Source organism: Hwanghaeella grinnelliae (genome assembly GCF_004005845.1).
GTDB lineage: Bacteria > Pseudomonadota > Alphaproteobacteria > UBA8366 > Aestuariispiraceae > Hwanghaeella > Hwanghaeella grinnelliae.
Window position 1 is genome coordinate 1,502,456 of the sequence record NZ_SADE01000001.1, and the last position, 20,292, is coordinate 1,522,747.

At 58.1% G+C, this 20,292-nt stretch carries 22 protein-coding genes; 17 read left to right on the top strand and 5 right to left on the bottom strand.

Features of this window, described 5'->3' with window-relative positions; all coding sequences use genetic code 11:
• Positions 1 to 91: 91 nt before the first annotated feature.
• The 10 genes from EOI86_RS06910 to EOI86_RS06955 all read left to right on the top strand — a co-directional run bounded on the left by EOI86_RS06910 (position 92) and on the right by EOI86_RS06955 (position 10,213).
• Complete coding sequence (locus EOI86_RS06910; protein WP_127764356.1) at positions 92 to 829, top strand: hypothetical protein; 738 nt, start codon at positions 92 to 94, stop codon at positions 827 to 829.
• Between the two features lie 112 nt (positions 830 to 941).
• Complete coding sequence (locus tag EOI86_RS06915; protein ID WP_127764357.1) at positions 942 to 1,781, top strand: type 2 periplasmic-binding domain-containing protein; 840 nt, start codon at positions 942 to 944, stop codon at positions 1,779 to 1,781.
• On the top strand, positions 1,778 to 2,524 hold the full coding sequence (locus tag EOI86_RS06920) for a type 2 periplasmic-binding domain-containing protein (protein ID WP_127764358.1): 747 nt from the start codon (positions 1,778 to 1,780) through the stop codon (positions 2,522 to 2,524). Before EOI86_RS06915 ends, EOI86_RS06920 begins: the two co-directional genes overlap by 4 nt.
• Before the next feature lie 80 nt (positions 2,525 to 2,604).
• Complete coding sequence (gene hutH / locus EOI86_RS06925) at positions 2,605 to 4,155, top strand: histidine ammonia-lyase (RefSeq protein WP_127764359.1); 1,551 nt, start codon at positions 2,605 to 2,607, stop codon at positions 4,153 to 4,155.
• A complete protein-coding gene (hutU, locus tag EOI86_RS06930; RefSeq protein ID WP_127764360.1) occupies positions 4,155 to 5,837 on the top strand; it encodes a urocanate hydratase in 1,683 nt (560 codons plus the stop codon). Before hutH ends, hutU begins: the two co-directional genes overlap by 1 nt.
• Before the next feature lie 148 nt (positions 5,838 to 5,985).
• Complete coding sequence (locus EOI86_RS06935) at positions 5,986 to 6,540, top strand: hypothetical protein (protein WP_127764361.1); 555 nt, start codon at positions 5,986 to 5,988, stop codon at positions 6,538 to 6,540.
• Positions 6,530 to 7,060, top strand: coding sequence for a hypothetical protein (locus tag EOI86_RS06940; protein WP_127764362.1), 531 nt, complete (start codon positions 6,530 to 6,532; stop codon positions 7,058 to 7,060). Before EOI86_RS06935 ends, EOI86_RS06940 begins: the two co-directional genes overlap by 11 nt.
• 96 nt (positions 7,061 to 7,156) lie before the next feature.
• Complete coding sequence (locus tag EOI86_RS06945) at positions 7,157 to 8,512, top strand: amidohydrolase family protein (RefSeq protein ID WP_161973730.1); 1,356 nt, start codon at positions 7,157 to 7,159, stop codon at positions 8,510 to 8,512.
• A gap of 134 nt (positions 8,513 to 8,646) precedes the next feature.
• Positions 8,647 to 8,865 carry a YgaP family membrane protein gene (locus EOI86_RS24535; RefSeq protein ID WP_161973731.1) on the top strand — a complete coding sequence of 73 codons (219 nt, stop codon included), beginning with the start codon at positions 8,647 to 8,649 and terminating at the stop codon, positions 8,863 to 8,865.
• A gap of 1 nt (position 8,866) precedes the next feature.
• Positions 8,867 to 10,213 carry a sensor histidine kinase gene (locus EOI86_RS06955; protein ID WP_127764365.1) on the top strand — a complete coding sequence of 449 codons (1,347 nt, stop codon included), beginning with the start codon at positions 8,867 to 8,869 and terminating at the stop codon, positions 10,211 to 10,213.
• Positions 10,214 to 10,334: 121 nt separating this feature from the next.
• Here EOI86_RS06955 and EOI86_RS06960 read toward each other — a convergent pair whose 3' ends face one another.
• From EOI86_RS06960 to EOI86_RS06970, 3 genes are all read right to left on the bottom strand, one after another.
• Positions 10,335 to 10,571 (bottom strand): YMGG-like glycine zipper-containing protein, encoded by a 237-nt coding sequence (locus tag EOI86_RS06960; protein ID WP_127764366.1) that lies wholly within the window; start codon positions 10,569 to 10,571, stop codon positions 10,335 to 10,337.
• Between the two features lie 247 nt (positions 10,572 to 10,818).
• A complete protein-coding gene (locus EOI86_RS06965; protein WP_127764367.1) occupies positions 10,819 to 10,998 on the bottom strand; it encodes a hypothetical protein in 180 nt (59 codons plus the stop codon).
• A gap of 145 nt (positions 10,999 to 11,143) precedes the next feature.
• Positions 11,144 to 11,569, bottom strand: coding sequence for a type 2 periplasmic-binding domain-containing protein (locus EOI86_RS06970; protein WP_127764368.1), 426 nt, complete (start codon positions 11,567 to 11,569; stop codon positions 11,144 to 11,146).
• 242 nt (positions 11,570 to 11,811) lie between these two features.
• Between EOI86_RS06970 and EOI86_RS06975 the strand changes: the two genes are divergently transcribed.
• The 4 genes from EOI86_RS06975 (at position 11,812) to EOI86_RS06990 (ending at position 14,488) form a co-directional block, all read left to right on the top strand.
• Entirely contained in the window at positions 11,812 to 12,009 is a 198-nt protein-coding gene (locus EOI86_RS06975; protein ID WP_127764369.1) for a CsbD family protein, read from the top strand.
• 59 nt (positions 12,010 to 12,068) lie between these two features.
• Complete coding sequence (locus EOI86_RS06980; protein WP_127765161.1) at positions 12,069 to 12,245, top strand: DUF1328 domain-containing protein; 177 nt, start codon at positions 12,069 to 12,071, stop codon at positions 12,243 to 12,245.
• Between the two features lie 99 nt (positions 12,246 to 12,344).
• Positions 12,345 to 13,730 (top strand): DUF2254 domain-containing protein, encoded by a 1,386-nt coding sequence (locus tag EOI86_RS06985; protein WP_161973732.1) that lies wholly within the window; start codon positions 12,345 to 12,347, stop codon positions 13,728 to 13,730.
• Between the two features lie 239 nt (positions 13,731 to 13,969).
• A complete protein-coding gene (locus EOI86_RS06990; RefSeq protein WP_127764371.1) occupies positions 13,970 to 14,488 on the top strand; it encodes an RNA polymerase sigma factor in 519 nt (172 codons plus the stop codon).
• Between the two features lie 68 nt (positions 14,489 to 14,556).
• Here the strand turns inward: EOI86_RS06990 and EOI86_RS06995 are convergent, their stop codons facing one another.
• Both EOI86_RS06995 and EOI86_RS07000 read right to left on the bottom strand, forming a co-directional pair.
• Positions 14,557 to 15,252 (bottom strand): response regulator, encoded by a 696-nt coding sequence (locus EOI86_RS06995; RefSeq protein ID WP_127764372.1) that lies wholly within the window; start codon positions 15,250 to 15,252, stop codon positions 14,557 to 14,559.
• A 9-nt stretch (positions 15,253 to 15,261) separates the two neighbouring features.
• A complete protein-coding gene (locus tag EOI86_RS07000; protein ID WP_127764373.1) occupies positions 15,262 to 17,271 on the bottom strand; it encodes an ATP-binding protein in 2,010 nt (669 codons plus the stop codon).
• Between the two features lie 380 nt (positions 17,272 to 17,651).
• On the opposite strand from EOI86_RS07000, the gene EOI86_RS07005 reads away from it, so the two are divergent.
• The 3 genes from EOI86_RS07005 to EOI86_RS07015 all read left to right on the top strand — a co-directional run bounded on the left by EOI86_RS07005 (position 17,652) and on the right by EOI86_RS07015 (position 20,287).
• Entirely contained in the window at positions 17,652 to 17,930 is a 279-nt protein-coding gene (locus tag EOI86_RS07005; protein ID WP_127764374.1) for a hypothetical protein, read from the top strand.
• Positions 17,931 to 18,274: 344 nt separating this feature from the next.
• A complete protein-coding gene (locus EOI86_RS07010) occupies positions 18,275 to 19,231 on the top strand; it encodes an OmpA family protein (protein ID WP_127764375.1) in 957 nt (318 codons plus the stop codon).
• 255 nt (positions 19,232 to 19,486) lie between these two features.
• Positions 19,487 to 20,287, top strand: coding sequence for a hypothetical protein (locus tag EOI86_RS07015; protein ID WP_127764376.1), 801 nt, complete (start codon positions 19,487 to 19,489; stop codon positions 20,285 to 20,287).
• The last annotated feature ends 5 nt before the right edge of the window (positions 20,288 to 20,292 follow it).

The window sequence follows — 20,292 nt, forward strand, 5'->3', positions numbered from 1 at the left end:
AACCTATCATTCTACTGTAGGATGTTTTTCCGGTCTGGTCTGCGTCATTGCAGGCGACCGAGCGGGAGATGGCGTCGAGACGGAGGGGCGGATGTACCGGCCCAGTGTTGCCCTGATGTTTGTGGTGGGCGTTGCCATCGCATTGCCGGGTCTTGCATTTGCGTCGGCGAGTGATTGCCTGGTCTTTGGCCGTGCCTTCGACGAACAGGATGTGTCCGGCCGGATTCTTTCCGGCAACATTATGCTCGCTCTCAACGCCGTTGGGATTTGCGTTACGGCCAGTCCGTTGCCCGGAAAACGCATTGAACAAGCGCTCCTCCATGGTGAAATCGACGGGGAATTCGTTCGGGTTCCATCCTATTTGAAACGTGTCGGCGATGTGGCGGTAACAGTCGATGAGCCGGTTGTTGAGGCCGTCGGGCTGTTTGTATCCCTCGATCCTTCGATTGGATCGGTGCGCGACCTGGGAACAGGCATGTTGGGCATCTTGCGGGGGTATGTTTGGCAAGAGGAGCTTGCCAGCGCCCATTCCCGGGTCGCCGTCGCGAATAATTCTTCGCAATTGGCAGAGATGTTGCTGAACCGGAGAGTGAAAGCGATCCTTATTGACGAGTACAATTTGGAGAGGTTCCCAAAGTTGGAGCACGCGCACCGGTCAACAGTCGCTGAACTCACAGCCTATGTCGTTCTGCACAAACGAAAGGCGGCCCTGCGGGGGGCGATTGCGGAAGCCGTAAGGTTCTACAAGTCCGCCGGATGCGTTTTTGAAAAATTCCGTGGCGGGCCCGCTTGCGGGTTGCGGAATCCGCCGGCTGCCGGGAACCGTTGAAGACGGACATGCCCTGATATCGAACCCAGCCAAAATACATTTTCAAATTCCAGTTTTCGGCTATGGTTATGCGGCGGGGCAGATATTCATGAACTCAGTAGAGGTTTCACGCATGATGCGTGCATTTCGGGCTGTGTCGGTGATGCTGCTGCTGGCGGCGATCACGGCGGAAGCCGCCTTCGCACAGCAGGCGCCCTGCCTGCGCATCGGCTCGTCTTTCGGCGAAAAGCATTCCGCTGATGATAGGGTGGAAGCGAACATACGGACCGTCCTCACTTCCTTGAATCTTTGCGTCGAGACCGTAACCGGACCGCCGAAGCGGCTGACCGAAGCGCTTCTGCGGGGAGAGATCGACGGCGAGTTGATCCGTGTCAGGGAATATGGACGCGCGGTGGCGGATGCGGCCGTCCTGGTGGAGGAGCCTTTGGCCGAGGCGAACGGGTACCTGGTGGCGCGCGCCGGTATCGATCTTCCCGAAACGGCCGAGGGCGACCTGACAATCGGCATGCTGCGCGGCGTCAGATGGCACCGGGCGGCTTTGGAAAATGCCGGCCAGACGTTCGTCGCCAACGACATGGAACAGCTTATGGAAATGCTGCGGAACGGCCGTGTCGACGCCATTCTGGTCGGCGGGTTCCTGCGGGACGATTACCCCGAACTCGCCGCGCTTTCGTCCAAGGTGGTACACAAGACCACGCTGCATTTCGTCCTTCACCGCTCCCATGCGGATCTGGCGGAAAAGATCGGTGGCGCTATTCGGGCCTTCAAAAGCCGCGGGTGTTCGTTTCAGAAGGAAAAAGGTGGGCCGACCTGCTCCGACGTGGGCGAAACAGAGGGGCGCGCCCCCCCGGACTCCTTGGCCTTGCTGTGTTCACAGATTGAATGCGGAAGCGAGGCCTTCCCGGCCACGGAATTGAAAAGAGAACCATATTCCGGCCGTCCCGCCTCATGACATTCCGCGACAGGTTGGTTGATTTTCAGACTGTGGTGTCGCGGCTTTTTCTTGCCGCCTTGATTGCCGCCTTGGCGATACAGGTGAGCTTTTTCGCCTACGCCGATGACTGCCTGCGGTTGGGCTCGACCGATGCGGTGGGACTGACGCTGGCGGGAAGACTTCACGAGAATCTGGGACGTGCCCTGAACCGGGTTGGTATTTGCCATCACTTCGTCTTATTACCCGCGAATAGGACGACGGAGCTCCTTAAACAGGGAACGCTGGACGGAGAAATCGACCGTGTAACGTCCTATCTGGAAACGGTGTCGGAATTCGCCTTCATGCTGGAGGAGCCGACAGTGAGGGGGGAAGGGTTCATCGTCGTGAATGACCCGGCCTTCAACACGCTGAGCGACGCGGACGCTGTCACGATCGGCATTGTGCGTGGGTTCAATTGGCATTCGAAGCTAGCGCCGCGTTTCGCGAAAACGGTTGTTGCCAATGAATATGCACATTTGGTCGGATTGTTCTTAAAGGGCCGGGTGGGCGTGATTCCCATCGACAATTATACGCTTCGCCGATTTCCCAGTTTGGAAACCTACCGCAAAATTAAAATCTCCGAGTCGGCGCTGCATATTTTCCTGCGCAAGGAACTTGCGGATACGGGCCGACGCATCAACGCCGCGTTGAAAGAGTATAAATCGCTCGGTTGCCGCTTTGACCTGGCGGATGGCGGGCCGGATTGCCGCGTCGCGGATTAGCAATTTCACTCCTCATTCGGGCCTTGCACACTGATCTTTCAGCGATCATCGTGCTCGGCATAAATGGGTAGGGGTGTTTGATGTCTGATCCGATTGTGCTGGACCCGGGTGCCGGCAGTCTGGAAGTTTTCCATAAGGTTTTGAACGAAGGGGCGCCGGTCGTCCTGGCCGATGGCGCGCAAGAAAATGTCGATCGCGCCTCGGACCTCGTGGCCCGCGCCGCCGCGGGAAAGGCCCCCTATTACGGGGTGAATACCGGTTTCGGGAAACTGGCCCAGACCCGGATTTCTCCGGAAGACACGGAAACCCTGCAGCGCAATTTGATCCTGTCCCATTCCGCCGGCATCGGACCGATCCTGCCGGAAGCGGAAACCCGACTGCTGATCGCGTTGAAGATCAATTCCCTCGGGCGCGGGGCATCCGGTGTGCGATGGCCGGTCCTGGCCTTGATGCAGGATCTTTTGGCGCGCGGCGTCACCCCGTTGATCCCGATGCAGGGATCGGTCGGCGCTTCCGGCGATCTGGCGCCGCTGGCCCATTTGGCCGCGGTGCTGATCGGGGAGGGGGAAGCCTTCTACGACGGGCAACGCATGCCGGGCGGCGCGGCGCTGAAAAAGGCCGGACTCACGCCGGTGGTGTTGGCCGCGAAGGAAGGACTGGGGCTTATCAACGGCACTCAGTTTTCGACCGCCGTGGCGCTCGCCGCCTTCTATCGCGCGGCCGATCTGTTTAATGCGGGTTTGATCACCGGCGCCCTGGCGACGGACGCAGCGATGGGATCGGCGGCGCCCTTCCGGCCGGAAATCCACGCCCTGCGCAGTCAGCCGGGACAGATCGCCGCCGCCATGACGTTGCGCGCCCTGCTGGAGGATAGCGAAATCCGCGAGTCGCATCGTGAAGACGATGAGAGGGTTCAGGACCCGTATTGCATCCGTTGCCAGCCGCAGGTCATGGGGGCCTGCCTGGACTTGTTGACCCATATATCCGGGACGCTGGAGCGGGAAGCCAATGCGGTCACCGACAACCCGCTCGTCTTCCCCGACACCGGGGAGATCCTGTCGGGCGGGAACTTCCATGCGGAACCGGTGGCCTTCGCCGCCGACCAGATGGCGCTCGCCATCGCGGAGATCGGATCTATCGCCCAGCGGCGTGTCGCCATGCTGGTGGACCCTGCTTTGAGCTATGGCCTGCCGCCTTTCCTGACGCCCAAGCCCGGCGTCAATTCGGGCTTCATGATCGCAGAGGTGACATCGGCGGCGCTGCAGTCGGAGAACAAGCAGAAGGCCGCGCCGGCCTCTATCGATTCAACGCCGACCAGCGCGAACCAGGAAGATCATGTCTCCATGGCCGCGCACGGGGCCTGCCGTCTGCTGCCGATGCTGGACAATTTGGCCGGCATTATCGGGATCGAACTGTTGATCGCGGGGCAGGGGGTGGATCTGCGGGGGCCGTTGAAGACCAGTCCCGCTTTGCAGAAGGTATTGGCCCATCTGCGCGCCCGCATCCCGATGTTGCAGGAAGACCGGTATATGGCGCCAGATCTGGAAGCGGCGCGGGCCATCGTCGCCAGCGGCGACCTGCCCGGCATTTCAGGGGTGGAAGGCTTTCCCAAATTCGGAGGAGTGATGTGATGAGCACCGACGCGACCGCAGACCGCAAGAATACCCGCACCGTGCGCGCGCCGACGGGAACGGAGCTGAATTGCAAATCCTGGCTGACCGAAGCGCCGTACCGGATGCTGATGAACAATCTGGACCCGGACGTTGCGGAAAACCCGCATGAACTGGTGGTCTATGGCGGCATCGGCCGGGCGGCGCGGACCTGGACCGATTTCGACCGCATCGCCGCCAGCCTGGAAGGGCTGGAGGAAGACGAGACCCTTCTGGTCCAGTCCGGCAAGCCGGTCGGTGTGTTCAAGACGCATGAGAACGCGCCGCGGGTGTTGATCGCCAATTCCAATCTGGTGCCCCATTGGGCGACTTGGGACCATTTCCACAAGTTGGATAAGGTCGGCCTGATGATGTACGGCCAGATGACGGCGGGATCTTGGATCTATATCGGGTCGCAGGGCATCGTGCAGGGCACCTACGAGACCTTCGTGGAAGCCGGCCGCCAGCATTACCAGGGCGACCTGACCGGCAAGTGGATTCTGACCGGCGGTCTTGGCGGTATGGGCGGCGCGCAGCCGCTTGCCGCCACCATGGCCGGCGCCAGTTGTCTGGCCGTCGAATGCGACGAGACCCGCATCGATTTCCGCCTGCGTACGCGGTATGTGGACGAAAAGGCGACGACGCTGGACGATGCGCTGGCCATCATAAACAAGGCGACGTCCGAAAGGCGTGCGGTTTCGGTCGGGTTGCTGGGCAATACGGCGGATGTTTTCCCGGAATTGGTGAAGCGCGGGGTGCATCCGGATATCGTCACCGATCAGACCTCGGCCCATGACCCGATCAACGGCTATCTGCCGCAGGGCTGGTCCCTGGCGCAGTGGCGGGAAAAGCGGGAGAGCGACCCCAAATCTGTGGAAAAGGCCGCCCGTGCCTCCATGAAGGTGCATGTGCAGGCGATGCTGGATTTCTGGAAAGCGGGCGTGCCGACGCTCGACTACGGCAACAACATCCGCCAGGTGGCGTTCGAGGAAGGGCTGGAAAACGCCTTCGATTTTCCGGGTTTCGTGCCCGCCTATATCCGCCCGCTGTTCTGCCGGGGCGTCGGGCCGTTCCGGTGGTGCGCGCTCAGCGGCGACCCGGAAGACATCTACAAGACCGACGCCAAGGTGAAGGAACTGCTGCCCGACAACGAACACCTGCACAATTGGCTCGACATGGCGCGGGAGCGGATCTCTTTCCAGGGCCTGCCGGCGCGGATTTGCTGGGTCGGGCTGGGTGATCGGCATCGGTTGGGCCTGGCGTTCAATGAGATGGTGGCGTCCGGCGAATTGAAGGCCCCCATCGTCATCGGCCGCGACCATCTGGATTCAGGATCGGTGGCCAGCCCGAACCGCGAGACGGAAGGCATGAAAGACGGCTCCGACGCCGTTTCCGACTGGCCGCTGCTCAACGCGTTGCTCAACACTGCCAGTGGCGCGACCTGGGTGTCGCTGCATCATGGCGGCGGCGTCGGCATGGGCTTCAGCCAGCATGCCGGCATGGTCGTCGTCTGTGACGGGACGGAAGACGCGGCCAAGCGCGTCGGCCGCGTGCTGTGGAACGACCCCGCCACCGGCGTCATGCGCCATGCGGATGCCGGCTACGACATCGCCATCGATTGCGCCAAGGAAAAGGGACTGAACCTGCCGGGGATACTGGGGTAGGCATTACAGGCAATTGTATTTGGAACATGTTTCCCGATGCCTGGGCAGTTACCCGTAGTTGATAAAAATAGTATGAATCCGATTGAAAGGAGTGGGGCCTTGTGGCGTGTTTGCTCCATTGTCATACAGCCGAGTGCGTGGAGGTAGTGTGAAGCGCAAACATAATTTGCTTGTTCTCCTGGTGTGTGCCGCGCTGGCAGGATGTGCCACAGCAAAGACTCCAAAGGATAATTCGATTGCGCGGGGCGTCAGTCTGGTGGAACTGCGCGAACAAGTGGAGGGTGCACCGGTAGTCCGGTTCGACCCGATTGACGGTGAAACCCTCTTTGAGGCCATGGCGCCTATTCTTCGCGAGAAGGGATTCAGTCCGTTCAAGAACAATACCGATCCGCTTATCGTTTCGGCGTATTTCCGGAAGGATTTCTCCTTTGGAGAGAAGCTGGCAAAAAGCCTAATCGCTGGATTGTTCACCGGCAGTGCATTCTCGAGCGAGGAAAGAGTGCAATCCTACATGTCGATCGTTGCGACGCGTGGTGAAGACGAACGCGGCGCGTATATGGAGATGGACGGCCGATTGACGAAGTTCGCGACGACATCCGGCGGTGTTGGCGTGCGCGGTAGCAATGCCGCCTTGAAGAAAGAGTTCCTGGTTGAACTTGTAACGGCTGCCGGCGCGAAGGTGAGAGAGACCGATGCCGAATAGCCATATTGGGGCTGTAATACTCGCAATTCTGATCGCTTGCCCCTTGCAAGCTGTCCGTGCCGAACCGTTAGACTACTGGTTGAGTAACGTCTGTTCGTTCACCAAGCCTGACGATCTCAGCATAACTCTTGTTGCTGATGTCGGGGAGAACTACCGGGCAACCAACGTGACTCTACAGCAAGTGAACAGCGCCATAGCGCGAACGATGCATGATTTCGGTTTTGTCATCCGCATGTTCTATTCGGTCGAGGGCGAAACTGTTGCGATGGGGGAACAGGACGCGAACGGGCTTTTCTCCGTTGGGAACCCATACATAAAACAAGAATCCGCCGTATACAGATTCCTGATCGAGTTTGAAGCCAGCGAGAATAAGGCTCCGAATAGAGGCAATGTTGTAAACCTTAATCTGAAAGCATCCAAATACGACAATCCGCTTCGGGACCCGTGTCTATACAGCACGTTCATCGCGCGGTTTGCTAAAAATCTCCCGGTCGCGGCGGAATTGTCGAGTGCAAACTAGATGTACAGGCTGCCAAGATATCTAAGGTATCGACATTGAATGCGCCTGGAACGAGGATCTGAAGCTGCCGGGAAGTTTGCGTTAAAGGTTTCCAACATGGATACGATCATCACCAACGCGACGGTCATTACCGTCGATGGCAGTGGCACCATTTACCAGCCGGGCGCAGTCGTGGTGCGTGGGGATCGGATCGCGGATATCGGGCCGTCGGCTGAGGTCGAGGCGCGGAACCCCGATGTGGCCAAGCGCATCGACGGGCGCGGGCGCGTCGTGCTGCCGGGCTTCGTCAGTGTGCACAATCACCTCGGCTATTCCGTGTTTCGCGGGCGGGCCGAAGATATCGGGCATGACGCGGTGATGGGCCTCTACGTGCCCATGAGCACGATCCTGGCGCGCGAGGAACGCGCCCTGCTGGCGGCGCTGTCGACCGCCGAGCTGCTGCGGGGCGGGGTCACTACCGTCCTGCAGATGGAAGAGGATGCGGATGTTTCCGCCGCTTTCGTAGAGGAAATCGGTATGCGCGCGGCGCTTGGCATCATGGCGAGCGATATCGACGTCGCGGCGCTGAAGCAAGGCCGTATCGTGTTCGATGAGGCGATCCGCGCCGCGCAAATCGCGCAATCTACGCGGTTGGCTGAAGAGGTGCACGGACGGGCCAATGGTCGACTGACCGCGGTGATGGCCGCCAACACTGCGTCCACGTCGTCGCCCGAATTGCTGCGGGCCTTGCGCGACGTCGCGGATCGCTTGGGCGTGCCGGTTTCCATGCATATTGGGATCGGTGAAGCGCCGGACGTGAAGGCGGTGCATTCCGGTGCGGGCGTATTCGATTTTTGCCGCGATAACGGCTTCCTGGATGAACGCGCCATTGCGGTTCATTGCTATCAATTGGAAGACGGAGATGTTGAAAGGCTGGCGCTATCAGGCGCGGCGCTTGCCCATTGCCCGCTGATGAACCAGTTCCGGGGCGCCATCGCGCCGGCTGAGACCCTGCGGGAGCATGGGGTCCGCGTGGGCCTGGGCATCGATAACTATTTCTCCGACCATTTCGAGGTGATCCGCTCACGCATCGCGGTTGCCCGCATTCGCGCCAACGATCCCTCGGTGGTTCAGTCTATGGATGCCCTGGCGGATGCCACGATACGGTCGGCAGAGGTTATGGGCATGGCCGACCAGATCGGGTCGCTGGAAATCGGCAAGAAGGCGGATTTGCAGATCGTGGATGCCCGGCGCTATGGCCTTGCGCCGCTGAACGATCCGGTCCGGACATTGGTTTATCACGGTCACGGCAAGGATATCGAAACGGTCATGGTCGATGGCCGGATCGTCGTCGAGGACGGTCGCGTGACGGGCGTGGACGAGACAGCCCTGATCGATGAAGCTGCGCGCGCCGGCGAAGCGGCTTGGGCTCGTTTCAAGGATGCGCATGGGTCCTATGTGGCACCGCATTGAGCGGGATGTCCGAGGCGCTCAGAATAATATTGTTAATCACTGATTTACGGTTTTCTACTATAGTGGATCCAACCGGCCCTCGCGTCATTGCGGAAGAACGTGGCTGGGTAAGGATAACCGCGTGGGAGGAACCCGTGTTCAATAAGAATATGCATATATTGGATAGTGCGCTCAGGCTCGTGTTGGGCGGTATTTTAGTATGGGCCGGGTTCTTCGACAGCAGCTTCATCGCGAATACCTGGGTCAGCGTCGCTGTCGGCCTGTTCGGCGTCTTGAACGTGGTCTCGGCCGTCATCGGGTTTTGCCCCGTGTATCACTTGGCCGGGTTGAGTTCGAGGCGGAGCGAAGGCTGACGTGCGCAAGGATAAGCTGACGGTTGTCGCCGTCGCCGTTGTCAGTTTTTTCGTTTTCGTTTTTCTCGGCGCCGTTTCTCTCGAATCCGCGACATCGCTCAGCATCATCAATCAGCAACGCATCCTCCGCGCCCTTTTGGCGGTGCCAGGGTCTGCGGAAATGACGCCGGAGGATATATTGGCGTCCTTGAGCGACCGGGCGTTCATGGAATCCGGCACTTTCTTCGCGTTCGGCTTGGACGGTGAGGGGAAGGCGACGATTTTGGGGCCCGATCGCGCGACGCCCGGAAGGGCGGCGTTGGTCGCCCATATCCAAAACAACAGAAATCTTGAGCCGCAGCAGATGTTCTTTGATGCGGATGGGTCGATCTTCGTCTGGATCGACGCTTCGATGCCAGGGCATGGAGGCGAACTGTTTTTGGCTTTTCAGCGTCCGGACGACACCTGGCTGACCCGGGCGCGACTGTATTTCGTTCCGTCGGTCATCGCCATTCTTGTCGTGTTATGGATCAGTGTCTGGTCGGGACTGATCGCAAGGCGGTCGACACGCGCCCACAACCGGCAGCAGGAATTGGAATTGGAACTCCGCCATCAGGAGGAGGCCAGCCGCGTAAAATCCGCCTTCCTGGCGAATATGAACCATGAATTGAGGACGCCGCTTAACGCCATTCTTGGTTTTTCGCAGATGATGCAGATGCAGATCTTCGGACCGATCGGGCACGAAAAGTACAAGGAATATGTCGAGAACATCATCTTCGCGAGCACGCATCTTAGGAAGTTGATCGGCAATATCCTGGATATCTCCAAAATCGAAGCCGGCGAGGATTCGCTCGATGAGGAGATCGTCTGTTTCAAGGATGTCGTGGCCGAGTGCTACGCCATGACGCAGAAGGATTTCGAAAGCAAGAAGCAGCGGGTTGTTCTGAACCAGGAAGAGAACGCGTGCTGTATCCTGGCCGACCGGCTCAAGATTCGCCAGATTCTGCTCAACCTGCTGACAAACGCGAATAAGTTCACCCCGGACGGTGGAACCGTCACCGTTTCGGTCGGGGCAGGACGCAAGGGGGCGGGCGGCCTCTATGTGACGGTTGCCGATACAGGCAAGGGGATCGCGGCGGAAGAATTGGAAACCATCCTGAAGCCGTTCAAGCGGTCGCAGGACCAGGCCGACACGGCCAAGGACGGGTTCGGCCTCGGTTTGCCGCTAAGTTGCGCTCTGGCAAAAATGCACGGGGCGACTTTCGACATGGAAAGCGAGGTCGGGGCCGGTACAACGGTGCGGATCGTGTTCCCCGAAGAACGCGTTATCCCGCACAACGATATGCAGGATACGGAATCCGCAGCCTGATGGGTCCGGTCGTTTGATCGGTCAAAATCAAGGCCGGCAAAAAAGAACGAACCCGCCCAGCCGGTGAGGGAGACCGGCCTGACGGGTTCGGCATAAGGGGAGGATCAATTGATGGAGACGTTTACTCGGCCTCTTCCATTTTTTCTTTCACATAACCGGCCGCGGCGCCTACGCCCGCGCCGATGGCCGCACCGCAGCTGACGCAGCCGCCCGTCATCAGCGTGCCGGCCGCGCCGACACCCGCACCGATGGCTCCGCCGCTCAGCGTGCTCTGTTGCGTGTCGTTCAAGTTCGTGCAGCCGGTTGCCAGCCCCAAGGTCAAGATGGAGGCGGCGATGAGGGATTTGCTATGGGTCATCTTAAATCTCCTTGGTCACGTTCAAAACGGTCTTAAACACGTTTGTTACGTCCGGTTTCGGTCAAATTCTGATTTGTCCACCGGGACCGTATGGGGAAGTAACGCTCGGCAATGTACCGAGGTTGCCTGGAAAATGAGGCGATTTTGTGATGCAGGCGGGAAGGGAGCGCAGCAAAGGGTTTCGGCCAGTCCGGCGCTGCCGAAACTGTCCGGCGCCGCCGAACCTGTCTCGCAGGCTCCGTTCCGCCTAATCCAGGTTGAAATGCGCGGAAGACGGTCCGGGCGCTTGCGCCGCGTCGTCTTCTACGGCCTTTAAGATCTCGACGCTTTTTTCAACCAGGGCTCCGACGGATCCGTCGGCCATGCGTGCCGACATCAACAGGGACGCCACGCAAAGTATAAGTCCTAAAAGTGCGATCTGCCTCATAGCTGTTTCTCTAGAGGTAATGGATCTGTACGCATTCGATTATATAGTTCCCAACCGGCACGCGGGAACCGCATCGGCAGCGTCGTTGTCCGAGGCTGCCGACGCGGCACCGTGTTATCCGGTTGGATTGACTTCAAGGGGAGGGTTAACCGCCCTGAAGTTCGTTCCAGGCGGCCTCAAGGCGTTTGATCGATTCATCGAACTTCGCTTTGGCCTCTTCCCAGTTTTCCTCACTGGCTTCCTGGACCTCGTCCCAAGAACTTTGGACATCGGCCCATGCTTCATCCAGCGCTTCGCCGGCATCTTCGGCGACATTCTCGGCGTTATCATCCGCCGCTTCCAAATGTTTGGCGATCTGGTCCGTCCAACTGTCGAACGTTTCTTCGATGGCCTTCTTTTGCTCTTCGAAGGTCGTTTCCTGATCGTTCGATGCCGCCGCGATCTGAACCGAGGCGGTGTCGTGGCTATCGGCTGCGTTCGCGATTCCGGCGGTGGCGATTCCAGCGGCAGCGACTCCGGTGGTCAGGGCGACCGTAGAAGCGAGGGCGGTGGTTTTCAAAAGTTTCAACATTATTGCCTCCTTTCACTGTGGCATCTGACCCAACAACGCGCCGGCCGTACGGGCGGTTGCAACGTGGTTTGAATTTTTCCGCCCCAATCCGGTTCGGCTCGGGATTCCGCGAATTTCCCGCGAATTTCGCAACCAAGCCGGTGTATCGAGCGTTGTCTCAATACAAGTCGGCGGGCGACGCCAGTTACACCGTCGAAATCCCAAGCCGACATTTTGAGAGTAACGGTGGAAAGGAGATCGTGATGAACGAGCAAATTTTGAAAGGCCGCTGGACGGAACTAAAAGGCCAGGCCAAGGAAAAATGGGGCCGTTTGACCAACGATGAAATCGATCAGGTCGACGGCAATGTCGACCAATTGATCGGCAAACTGCAGCAACGCTACGGCTTGGTCGAGGAAGAGGCGCGCAAGGAAGTCAACGCTTGGCTTGAGGCGCGTTGATCGCGAAGCCTCTGTTGTTGCATGGGTCAGAAATTTAGAGGAAAATTAAGGAGTTAATGATGATTAGGTGGGCAATTCTGTGTTTGATTCTGGCGCTTGTCGCGGCTGTATTCGGCTTCGGCGGCATCGCGGCGGCCTTTGTCGACGTAGCCCAGATTCTATTCTTCGTCTTCATCGTGCTATTCATTCTGGCAGCTGTTGTCGGGGTGGTGCAGGGGCGCAGACCTCCGCAGTGACGCACGATTGAACACCGCAGCCGGAGCCGCCCTTCCCGGGCGCGCTTCGGACCGGCGGTGTTTTTACGGCGAAGTGTTACTAGCAAATAGGGGATGGGCATGACTTCGCCGTCGAATTCGCCACTTAGTTTTCCAATAAATCTGGGTCGTCAGACCCTGGCGCGCCTGTTCAATTCCCTGATGGCCCTGCAAGCGAATTTGTGGCTGGTGCCGGCGCTGTACTGCATTGGTTTCTTTATAGTAACGGCGGGTTTGTATACCGCGGAAATAGCGTATCCTGAGATATTCCATAAACCGATAACGTTGTTCCAGGGCGAAGCTGCAGACGCAAAGACCGTCGTCGCCACGCTTTTATCGGCCATGATCACCATGGCCACCCTGTCGATTTCCATCACCATTGTCGTCCTGTCGCTTGCGGCCTCTCAGCTAGGACCGCGATTGATCAAATCCGTCATGTCGGACCGGCGGACGAAAGACTTCATTGGGATGTTCTTCGGCGCCATTGTCGCTTGTTTCGTCCTGACGGTGATCCTGCATTCCCGGCAACCAGACCAGCCGGTTCCCCAGACGACGATCGCTTTCGTATTTCTAGTGGTTTTCGTAAACCTGTTCGTATTGCTGGGTTTCGTTCATCACATCGCACAGTCCTGCATGGCCGACAGTGTGATTTACCGTGTCTCGCGTGAGTTGAATCATACCATCGACCGCTTGGCGGAAGACGAAGGCACGGAGGATGAATCTGAAGAATTGGCCGACCTGCCGTCTGATTTTGAGAAATCCGGCGTGCCGTTGGAATTGCGGCAATCGGGTTACATCCAGCATATTGGGTACAAGACCGTCGTCGAAAGGGCCGCCGCAGCCGACGCGTTGGTTCGGATAGATGTTTCCGCGGGCTATTACGGCATCGCGGGCGAACGCGTCGGATGGATCCATGGCGTCAAAGACGGTACGGATGAGGCACGGACGCTTTTGGATGCGATCGGCGGTGCGATCACCATCGACACAACGCGGACCCCGACGCAGGATCTGGAGTATTCGGTGCGCCATCTGGTGGAAATTGCGGTCAGGGCCCTGTCGCCGGGTATCAACGACAACTATACCGCCATCCAGGTTGTCGACCAGTTCTCCGCCTCTCTGGCGGCCATGTTCAGCAAAACAGTCCCCAACGGACGGTATTGCGACGAAGATGGCGTTGCGCGCCTTTGGGCCGTAACCACAGGGCCGGAGGATATCGTGTTCAATGCCTTCGATCGGATCCGCCTCGCCGCAGCAGGCAAGCCCGACGTGACGGCGCATATGCTGGCCAAGATAAAGGTCTTATCTTCTTTCGCGCGTCGGGACGCTGTGCGGTCTGTCCTTCGCGATCAGGTCAAGGCGATCATGCAGGACATGGAGTGCTGCAGCGCCACGATCGTGGACGAGGCTGAGATCAAGTCCCTGGCCGATGAAGCGATGAAATCCCTGCACGGGAAAGGGACCGAATAAGCCTTCCTTACCCGGCCAGGGGCGTATTTTTACAGGCGCGTTTATATACGTCGATATAACGTTGAAAACAGAATAATATATATAAAACAAAAACTTATCGTATTTTTGCCGTGGCGGGCCTGTTTTTTCTTTATGAAATCTTTATGCCCAGGCCGTGAATCACACATCGAACCTTCACGGGGATCCGCTCCATATTCAAGGCGTCGCACAAACGCAGACGCAAATAAGGAGCTTTCAAGATGTGTATCGTTCGCGAACAGATTTCCGATCAAATTCCGCATCTGGAACGATTTGCCATGTCCCTGGTCGGTCACTCGCGCCGCGCCGATGCGGATGATCTGGTTCAGGATTGTGTCGAACGTGCCCTTGTGAAGGCCGAGCAATTCGAACCGGGCACTAACCTTCGGGCTTGGTTGTTTACGATGATGCGCAACCTGTTCCTGTCGGGGAAGCGCCACGACAAGGTCCGGAGCGCCCATGTAGAGCTTGTGTCTAAGCAGGAAATGAATTCGCGCCCCGCCGATCAGGCCGTCTCTCTGTTGCTGAAGCAGACCGATCGCGCGATCAAGACGCTACCCAAGAAAGACCAGGCGCTTATTCGCGATGTGGCGGTTTACGATATGCCGTATCAGCAGATTGCCGAGGCCCGCAACGAACGGGTAGGGACGTTGAAATCCCGCCTCAGCCGCGCCCGCATCAAGCTCCGGGATCAAATCGGTTTCGCCGTTAATGACAGCGACTTCAGTATGGCAGCCTAATTCGTTTTGAAGTTTTAACCGGTGAGGACCGGCCCGAACCTGCCAGTAAGGTCCTCCCCCCTTGCCGGTTAAATAAGCCCGGCGTCGGGTACGATCCTGTAACCGACGCCGGGTTCCGTTACGATTATGCGCGGATCGTCGGAATCGTCTTTCAGCTTGGCGCGCAAATTCTTGATATAGACGCGCAAGTAGTGGGTTTGATCCCGATAGGCCGCGCCCCAGCACTCTTCCAAAATTTGTGAATGCTGCAGCACCTTGCCCGGGTGGCGCACCATGAAGGCCAGAATGTCGAATTCCTTCTTGGTCAGGCGAATAGGCTGGCCGGCCAATTCTACCGACCGTTGGGCCATGTTGATGCTCAAGGTTCCCACCTTCAGCGACCCATCCTCGCCGGCACTTTCAGCCTCCGAGAAGTCCCGGAACAGCCGGCGCAACCTGGCCAGCAATTCCCCCATGCCAAAAGGCTTGGTTACATAATCGTTCGCCCCGACATCCAGCGCGGAAATCTTCTGGGACTCGTGGTGGCGGGCGGAAAGAACAATAACCGGTGTCTCGGAAAATTCGCGTATGGTGCGCAGCACGTCCAAACCGTCCTGGTCCGGCAGTCCCAGGTCGAGGATCATGGCATCCGGATTCCAAGTGGTGAATTCCCGGATCGCGGAATTCCCATCTTCAGCCTGGCGGACTTCGTTCCCATGCGCGGTCAAGCTGGCGGTGAGGAAACGGCGGATTGGTGCTTCGTCGTCGACAACTAATACCTTCATGGGGATACCCTAACCGGTCATCTCCGAATTTTCCAATACGATGACATTATCGACGGGCAGTTCCAGGTTGAAACGGGACCCTTTGCCCTGTCCGTCGCTTTCCGCCCAAACGCGCCCACCGTGAAGCCGAGCGATTTCCTTGCAAATACTCAATCCGAGCCCTGGGCTGCTTTCCGTGTGCGAGGCGTGACGAACCTTGAATAAGCGCTCAAAAATCCTTTCTAGATTCTCAGGCGCTATGCCAACGCCCGAATCCGCGACAGTGAAGACAACTGTTGAGCCGTTGCTTTTCAGGATTGCGGTAATGTTGCTGCCGGCGCCGGAATATTTGGTGGCGTTTTCCAGGAAATTCTGGACGATCTTTTCAAGCAGCAACGCTTCGCCGCTAACGAAGGGGATGGGGTGATCGAAGTCGCGCTCGAAATTGAAATTGGCCAAGTGGGACGAAATCGACTCCGCGACCGTATCGACGATGTCGACAAGGTCGACCGGTTCCAGGCGCGACTCCAGGTCGTCATGTTCCAGTTTCGTTAGGTCCAGCACTTCCGCGACGAACCGATCCAGCCGTGAGGCTTCGTTGTAGATATCGTCCAGCAGGCTATTGATTGTTTCTTCGTCGTATTTGTCTCTGAAGGCCTGCAGGCTGGTCGCGCTGCCGATAATGGTGGACAGCGGCGTTCTGAAATCGTGCGACACCGCTGACAAAACCGTGTTGTGCAGGTTCTCGGTCGTTTCCTTTGCCCTGACCTGTTCGACTTCTTCTTCCGCGATGATCCGTTCGACGGCTATGCCGGACAAGTCGGCGACCACCTCGATCAACACGCGGATCCGCGGGTCGGCCAGTTTCTGCTCTTCGATCTTGTCGATCACGATCAACCCAGACGGATTGTTGCCGCCCGAAATCGGCTGGAAGTGTAGAATCGTGTCGTTCGCGACGCTGGTCCCGTAACCGGTAGGTTCGCCCGTTTCCAGGGCGATCTGGGCGGCTAAGAGATCGGCGGGCAGGATATCGTATCCCGTCTGCTTGGCCAGTTCGGCGGCGAAGACTTTCTCTCCATAGCGATAGTCGACAATGAAGACACGGGCGTTCAGCGGCTTTTCGAGTTCGCCGGCCACAAGTTCATAAGCTTTCTCAAGCGTGACGGTTTCCGTCAGCTTCCGAGAAATTTTCAGGACGATTTCGTTGAAGGCCTGTTTCTCCCGCGCCGAACTGAGCAAATCGGCCGCGCGGCCAACGAGAACACTGGTGAGGGAGCCGACGACAAGGAAAATGACCAAAGTCATGATGTCTTCGACGCTGTCGATCTTGATCGACCTGATCGGGATGACGAACAGGAAGTTCAGCATCAACATGCCCGCGGCGGCGGCAACAAGGCCGCCCCACCGTCCGAACAGAACCGCCGACAGGACGACTGAAGTAATCATGACCATGTAGGGAAAGACGATGGGGGTAGAGGCGCGAAACTCCCAGCAGACATAGGCGCTGAGCCCCACCAGCCCTAAAACACCGGCAAGGTTCCACAGGGTCTTTCGGCCTGATTTTGGGTTTTCGGCGGAATGGACGATTGAATAACCGGAGGTCAGGGCATCGCATTCCATGCGGTGCAGCTCCGCCGATTTCAGTATCGACCGCAAATTGCGGTAGAGGCGATAGCCGAGGTATTTGCCGATAATCCCTTTCGGCTGGAAGATCAGAACGTTGTCCAGGCCGGCGCCGATCTTGCCCATAAGATCGAACAGTTCATCGCGGGTGCCCAGCACCGTCTTCGCACCGGACCGTTCGGCCAGGAAGCCTATATCCCCGGTCCATGCGTCGGACAAATCGCCCAAGGCGTCGGGCGTCCGGGTGATGACGAAGACCAGCCAGTTTTCCGGGGATGTTCTGAATTGCTGCGAGGCTATCCTGCGCACGGAACGCCAATCTGTGGCGGTTTTCAAGATGACGACGTGGCGGATGCCGTCATGAGGGGCGCTTTCAGAATGTTGAATAGACTGGTCGTCACTGGCTGTCGTGTTCAATTTAATGCATTCCCATCGGTCCCGCCGACCTGGCGGAAATGTTACACTATACCCCCCAATGCATTGTAGGGCGCCGGCACGTTGGTATTGCTGATGTCGTGAACGTTGGCCTGAAACCAAGCTCTGCCGTACGTCTTACCTATTCCTTCTGACATAGAAACCCCCATTTAGGGAGTCCTGGATGCTTTACCGTCCCGTAATATCGCCTTTGATCGTAGGGAACGGTTGCGGGGTAATGGTGATCGAAAAAAAAACGACATGCCGTCCTGATTTTCGCCACAATTGAATGCAACCTTCTTTTCATCCCCGGCGTTATTGAACCAGCACTATTGGGGTTCTCACCAGGCTGGTTGACGCCAGACAAGTTGATGGAGGCAACGATGTTCCTGACCCAGGTAAATGACCGTGCCGGTTTTCCCGCGTCTTCCCGTGCCGCGATTGTCGCGCGCAGGATGGAAAGCCGACTGACCGGAACCATGGTTGCCGCCGGCTTTGCGACGTTGATGCTGATCGGCGTTGCGCTGACGGCCAACGACATCCATGCCTCAGGCGATGCGCTGAAGGCGCGGGTCTGGCAATCGGTGTCCAATGTCCTGTGCAGCAGCCATTTGGATGCAATTACGCCGATCGGGTCGTCCTGCGGGGCGGTAGGGCGCTAGATCTACTCTTTTAATGCCCTGGCCGATTCCGGCGCTATCTGAATGGTCGCCGCACTGATCGACCGTTCTGTTTTCTAGCCGGCCTATTTACAGGCCGGCTTCTTTCCGGGCTGGAAGTCGCCTTCCGGCCCGTTTCCTTCTCTAACCACCGCTGTTTCCTCAAAAAAAACGAGATGCTGAATGCAACGCCCGCAAGGCTGGGCCGTTAATAGGTCAAGGAAGGCAGCCGGTCGATACATACCGACGGCGCGCGTTTCAAAACCATAGTTTCAAATCGCGCCAATCGGACGCGACCACAATCCACCAGCGCCGTAAAGGCGTCAAACCACATCAAGGAGATCTAAATGAGCTTCAAGATCAAGATGACGACTGCGACCATGGCCGCCTGTATCGCTTTTGCGGCGGCCCCGGCCAGTGCCGCCAATATTCTCTTCCCGGACTATGAAGAGTTCAAAAGCCATACTGTGACGGGCTCCGATTTCAATGCGGAACTGGCGCGTCAGTATCAGACTCTAAGTGCCTATGAATACGAAGAAATGTACGACTACATCGATGCCGAAACCTATGCGGAACGCGGTATGATGGCTGAGAAGGATATCTCACCGTCGCCGTTCAAGCCGGAAGAGTGGAGCATCGACGATCCTTCTGCCATGAAGGAATTGCAGGCCGCCCGTGTCGAACTGATCGGCGCGCTGCAAAAGGGCGCCGGCAATATCGCGCCGGGCCGTGCGGCCAATGCGCAGGCCAAGTTCGATTGCTGGGTCGAGCAGCAGGAAGAAGGTTGGCAGACCGATCATATCGCGCAGTGCCGCGAAGGATTCCGCGCCGCGATGCTGGACCTGCACGAAGCGATGATGCCGAAGAAGGCCGAAGCGGAACCGGCCGCCCCGGTCGCCAAGACCGAGCCGCTGGCCTTGCCGCCGCGCGTGGAGTTGAGCCGTGAGGTAATTTACTTCGACTTTGATGACGCGACGCTGACGCAGAGCGCTGAACGCAAGATCCGCTTGCTGACCGAGAGCATCGCCGATCTGGATGACATCAACGTCCATGTGGAAGGTCATGCCGACCGTGCTGGTCCGTCGGACTACAACAAGGCGCTTTCAGAGAAACGGGCGGAGAACGTTCGTAACGCCCTGATCGCCAATGGCTTGCCGACCTCTAAGCTGAAGCGGATGCTGACCGACTCGGAAGGCGAGACCGATCCGGCTGTTGCCACCGCGGATGGTGTTCGGGAAGCGCGGAATCGTCGGGTTGAGATCTCCGTCACCGGTTTCGAACAAAAGACGGCTTCCACCCAGTAACCGTTGCCGTAGAGTGGAGGAAAGTGGGCGTTAGCCGCCCGCTCTAATCAAAGCACATGCTCCCCCGTCCCTTGGTTTGGGCGGGGGAGTTTGCTTTTTGATGGTATTTGGATGCCGCGGCGAAGAAATGTGACTGGTGATTGAAAACGTGCATGTTGGTTTGCCTTGTTACTGACCGCAGAAACATCGGAACCATAATTGTGTGTTAGACGAAGAGGGGAATATCCATATTACTAATATAGGGAGAGAGCAGGGATGAAGAATTGTAGGGGAGTAATTGCCGCGGCCGTGATGGGGGCGTCGATCGTTTTGGCCGGCCAGGCAGGGGCCGTAACGCTGACAGAGCAGACCTTCGACACGGATCCCGTTTTAGGGGCAAGCCAGGCACCGGGTGTTTGGTATACTGACCGTTTCGCGCCCGCGGGCTTCGAGTCTGAATTCTTTGACGGCGACAACCGTCTTGCCCATACGATTTCGTCCGCCGACGGCGCGACAGGCCGCCCGAGCGGTTTCGCCAGTTCCTTCTATAATACGCAGGGTCGCAAGTTCGACACGGTCGGTGCGACATCCATTTCCGTCGACTTCTATGTCGACTCGGCTTTCCAGAACGACACGGGCCGGATCGCGGGAATTTGGGGAACCGGTTTCGAGGGCGATGGTTCGACAATTTCACATTTTCCGATCATCGAATTCGCGGATAGTGACTTCCAAGTCTGGGACGGGACGCAATTCGTTGACCCGTCAACGGCGCCGGTCTTTTCTTTCGACACCTTCGTCAACTTGGCCATCGACTTGGACACGGTTAACGACGTGTTCAACTTCTCCATCGCCGGACAACAAGTTCTGACGACCGGTGCGTTTGGCACCCAGTCGATCGACAACATCATCCTGCAGAACATCAATACCGACGCGGGCGTGGATCGCACGGTCTATTGGGACAATCTTACGGCGAAATCCGTCGCGGCTGTTCCGGTACCGGCCGCCTTGCCGCTTTTGGCAGCCGCCATCGCGGGCCTTGGGTTCGCCGGGTGGCGTAAGCGCCGCGTAAGCGCTTGATTACA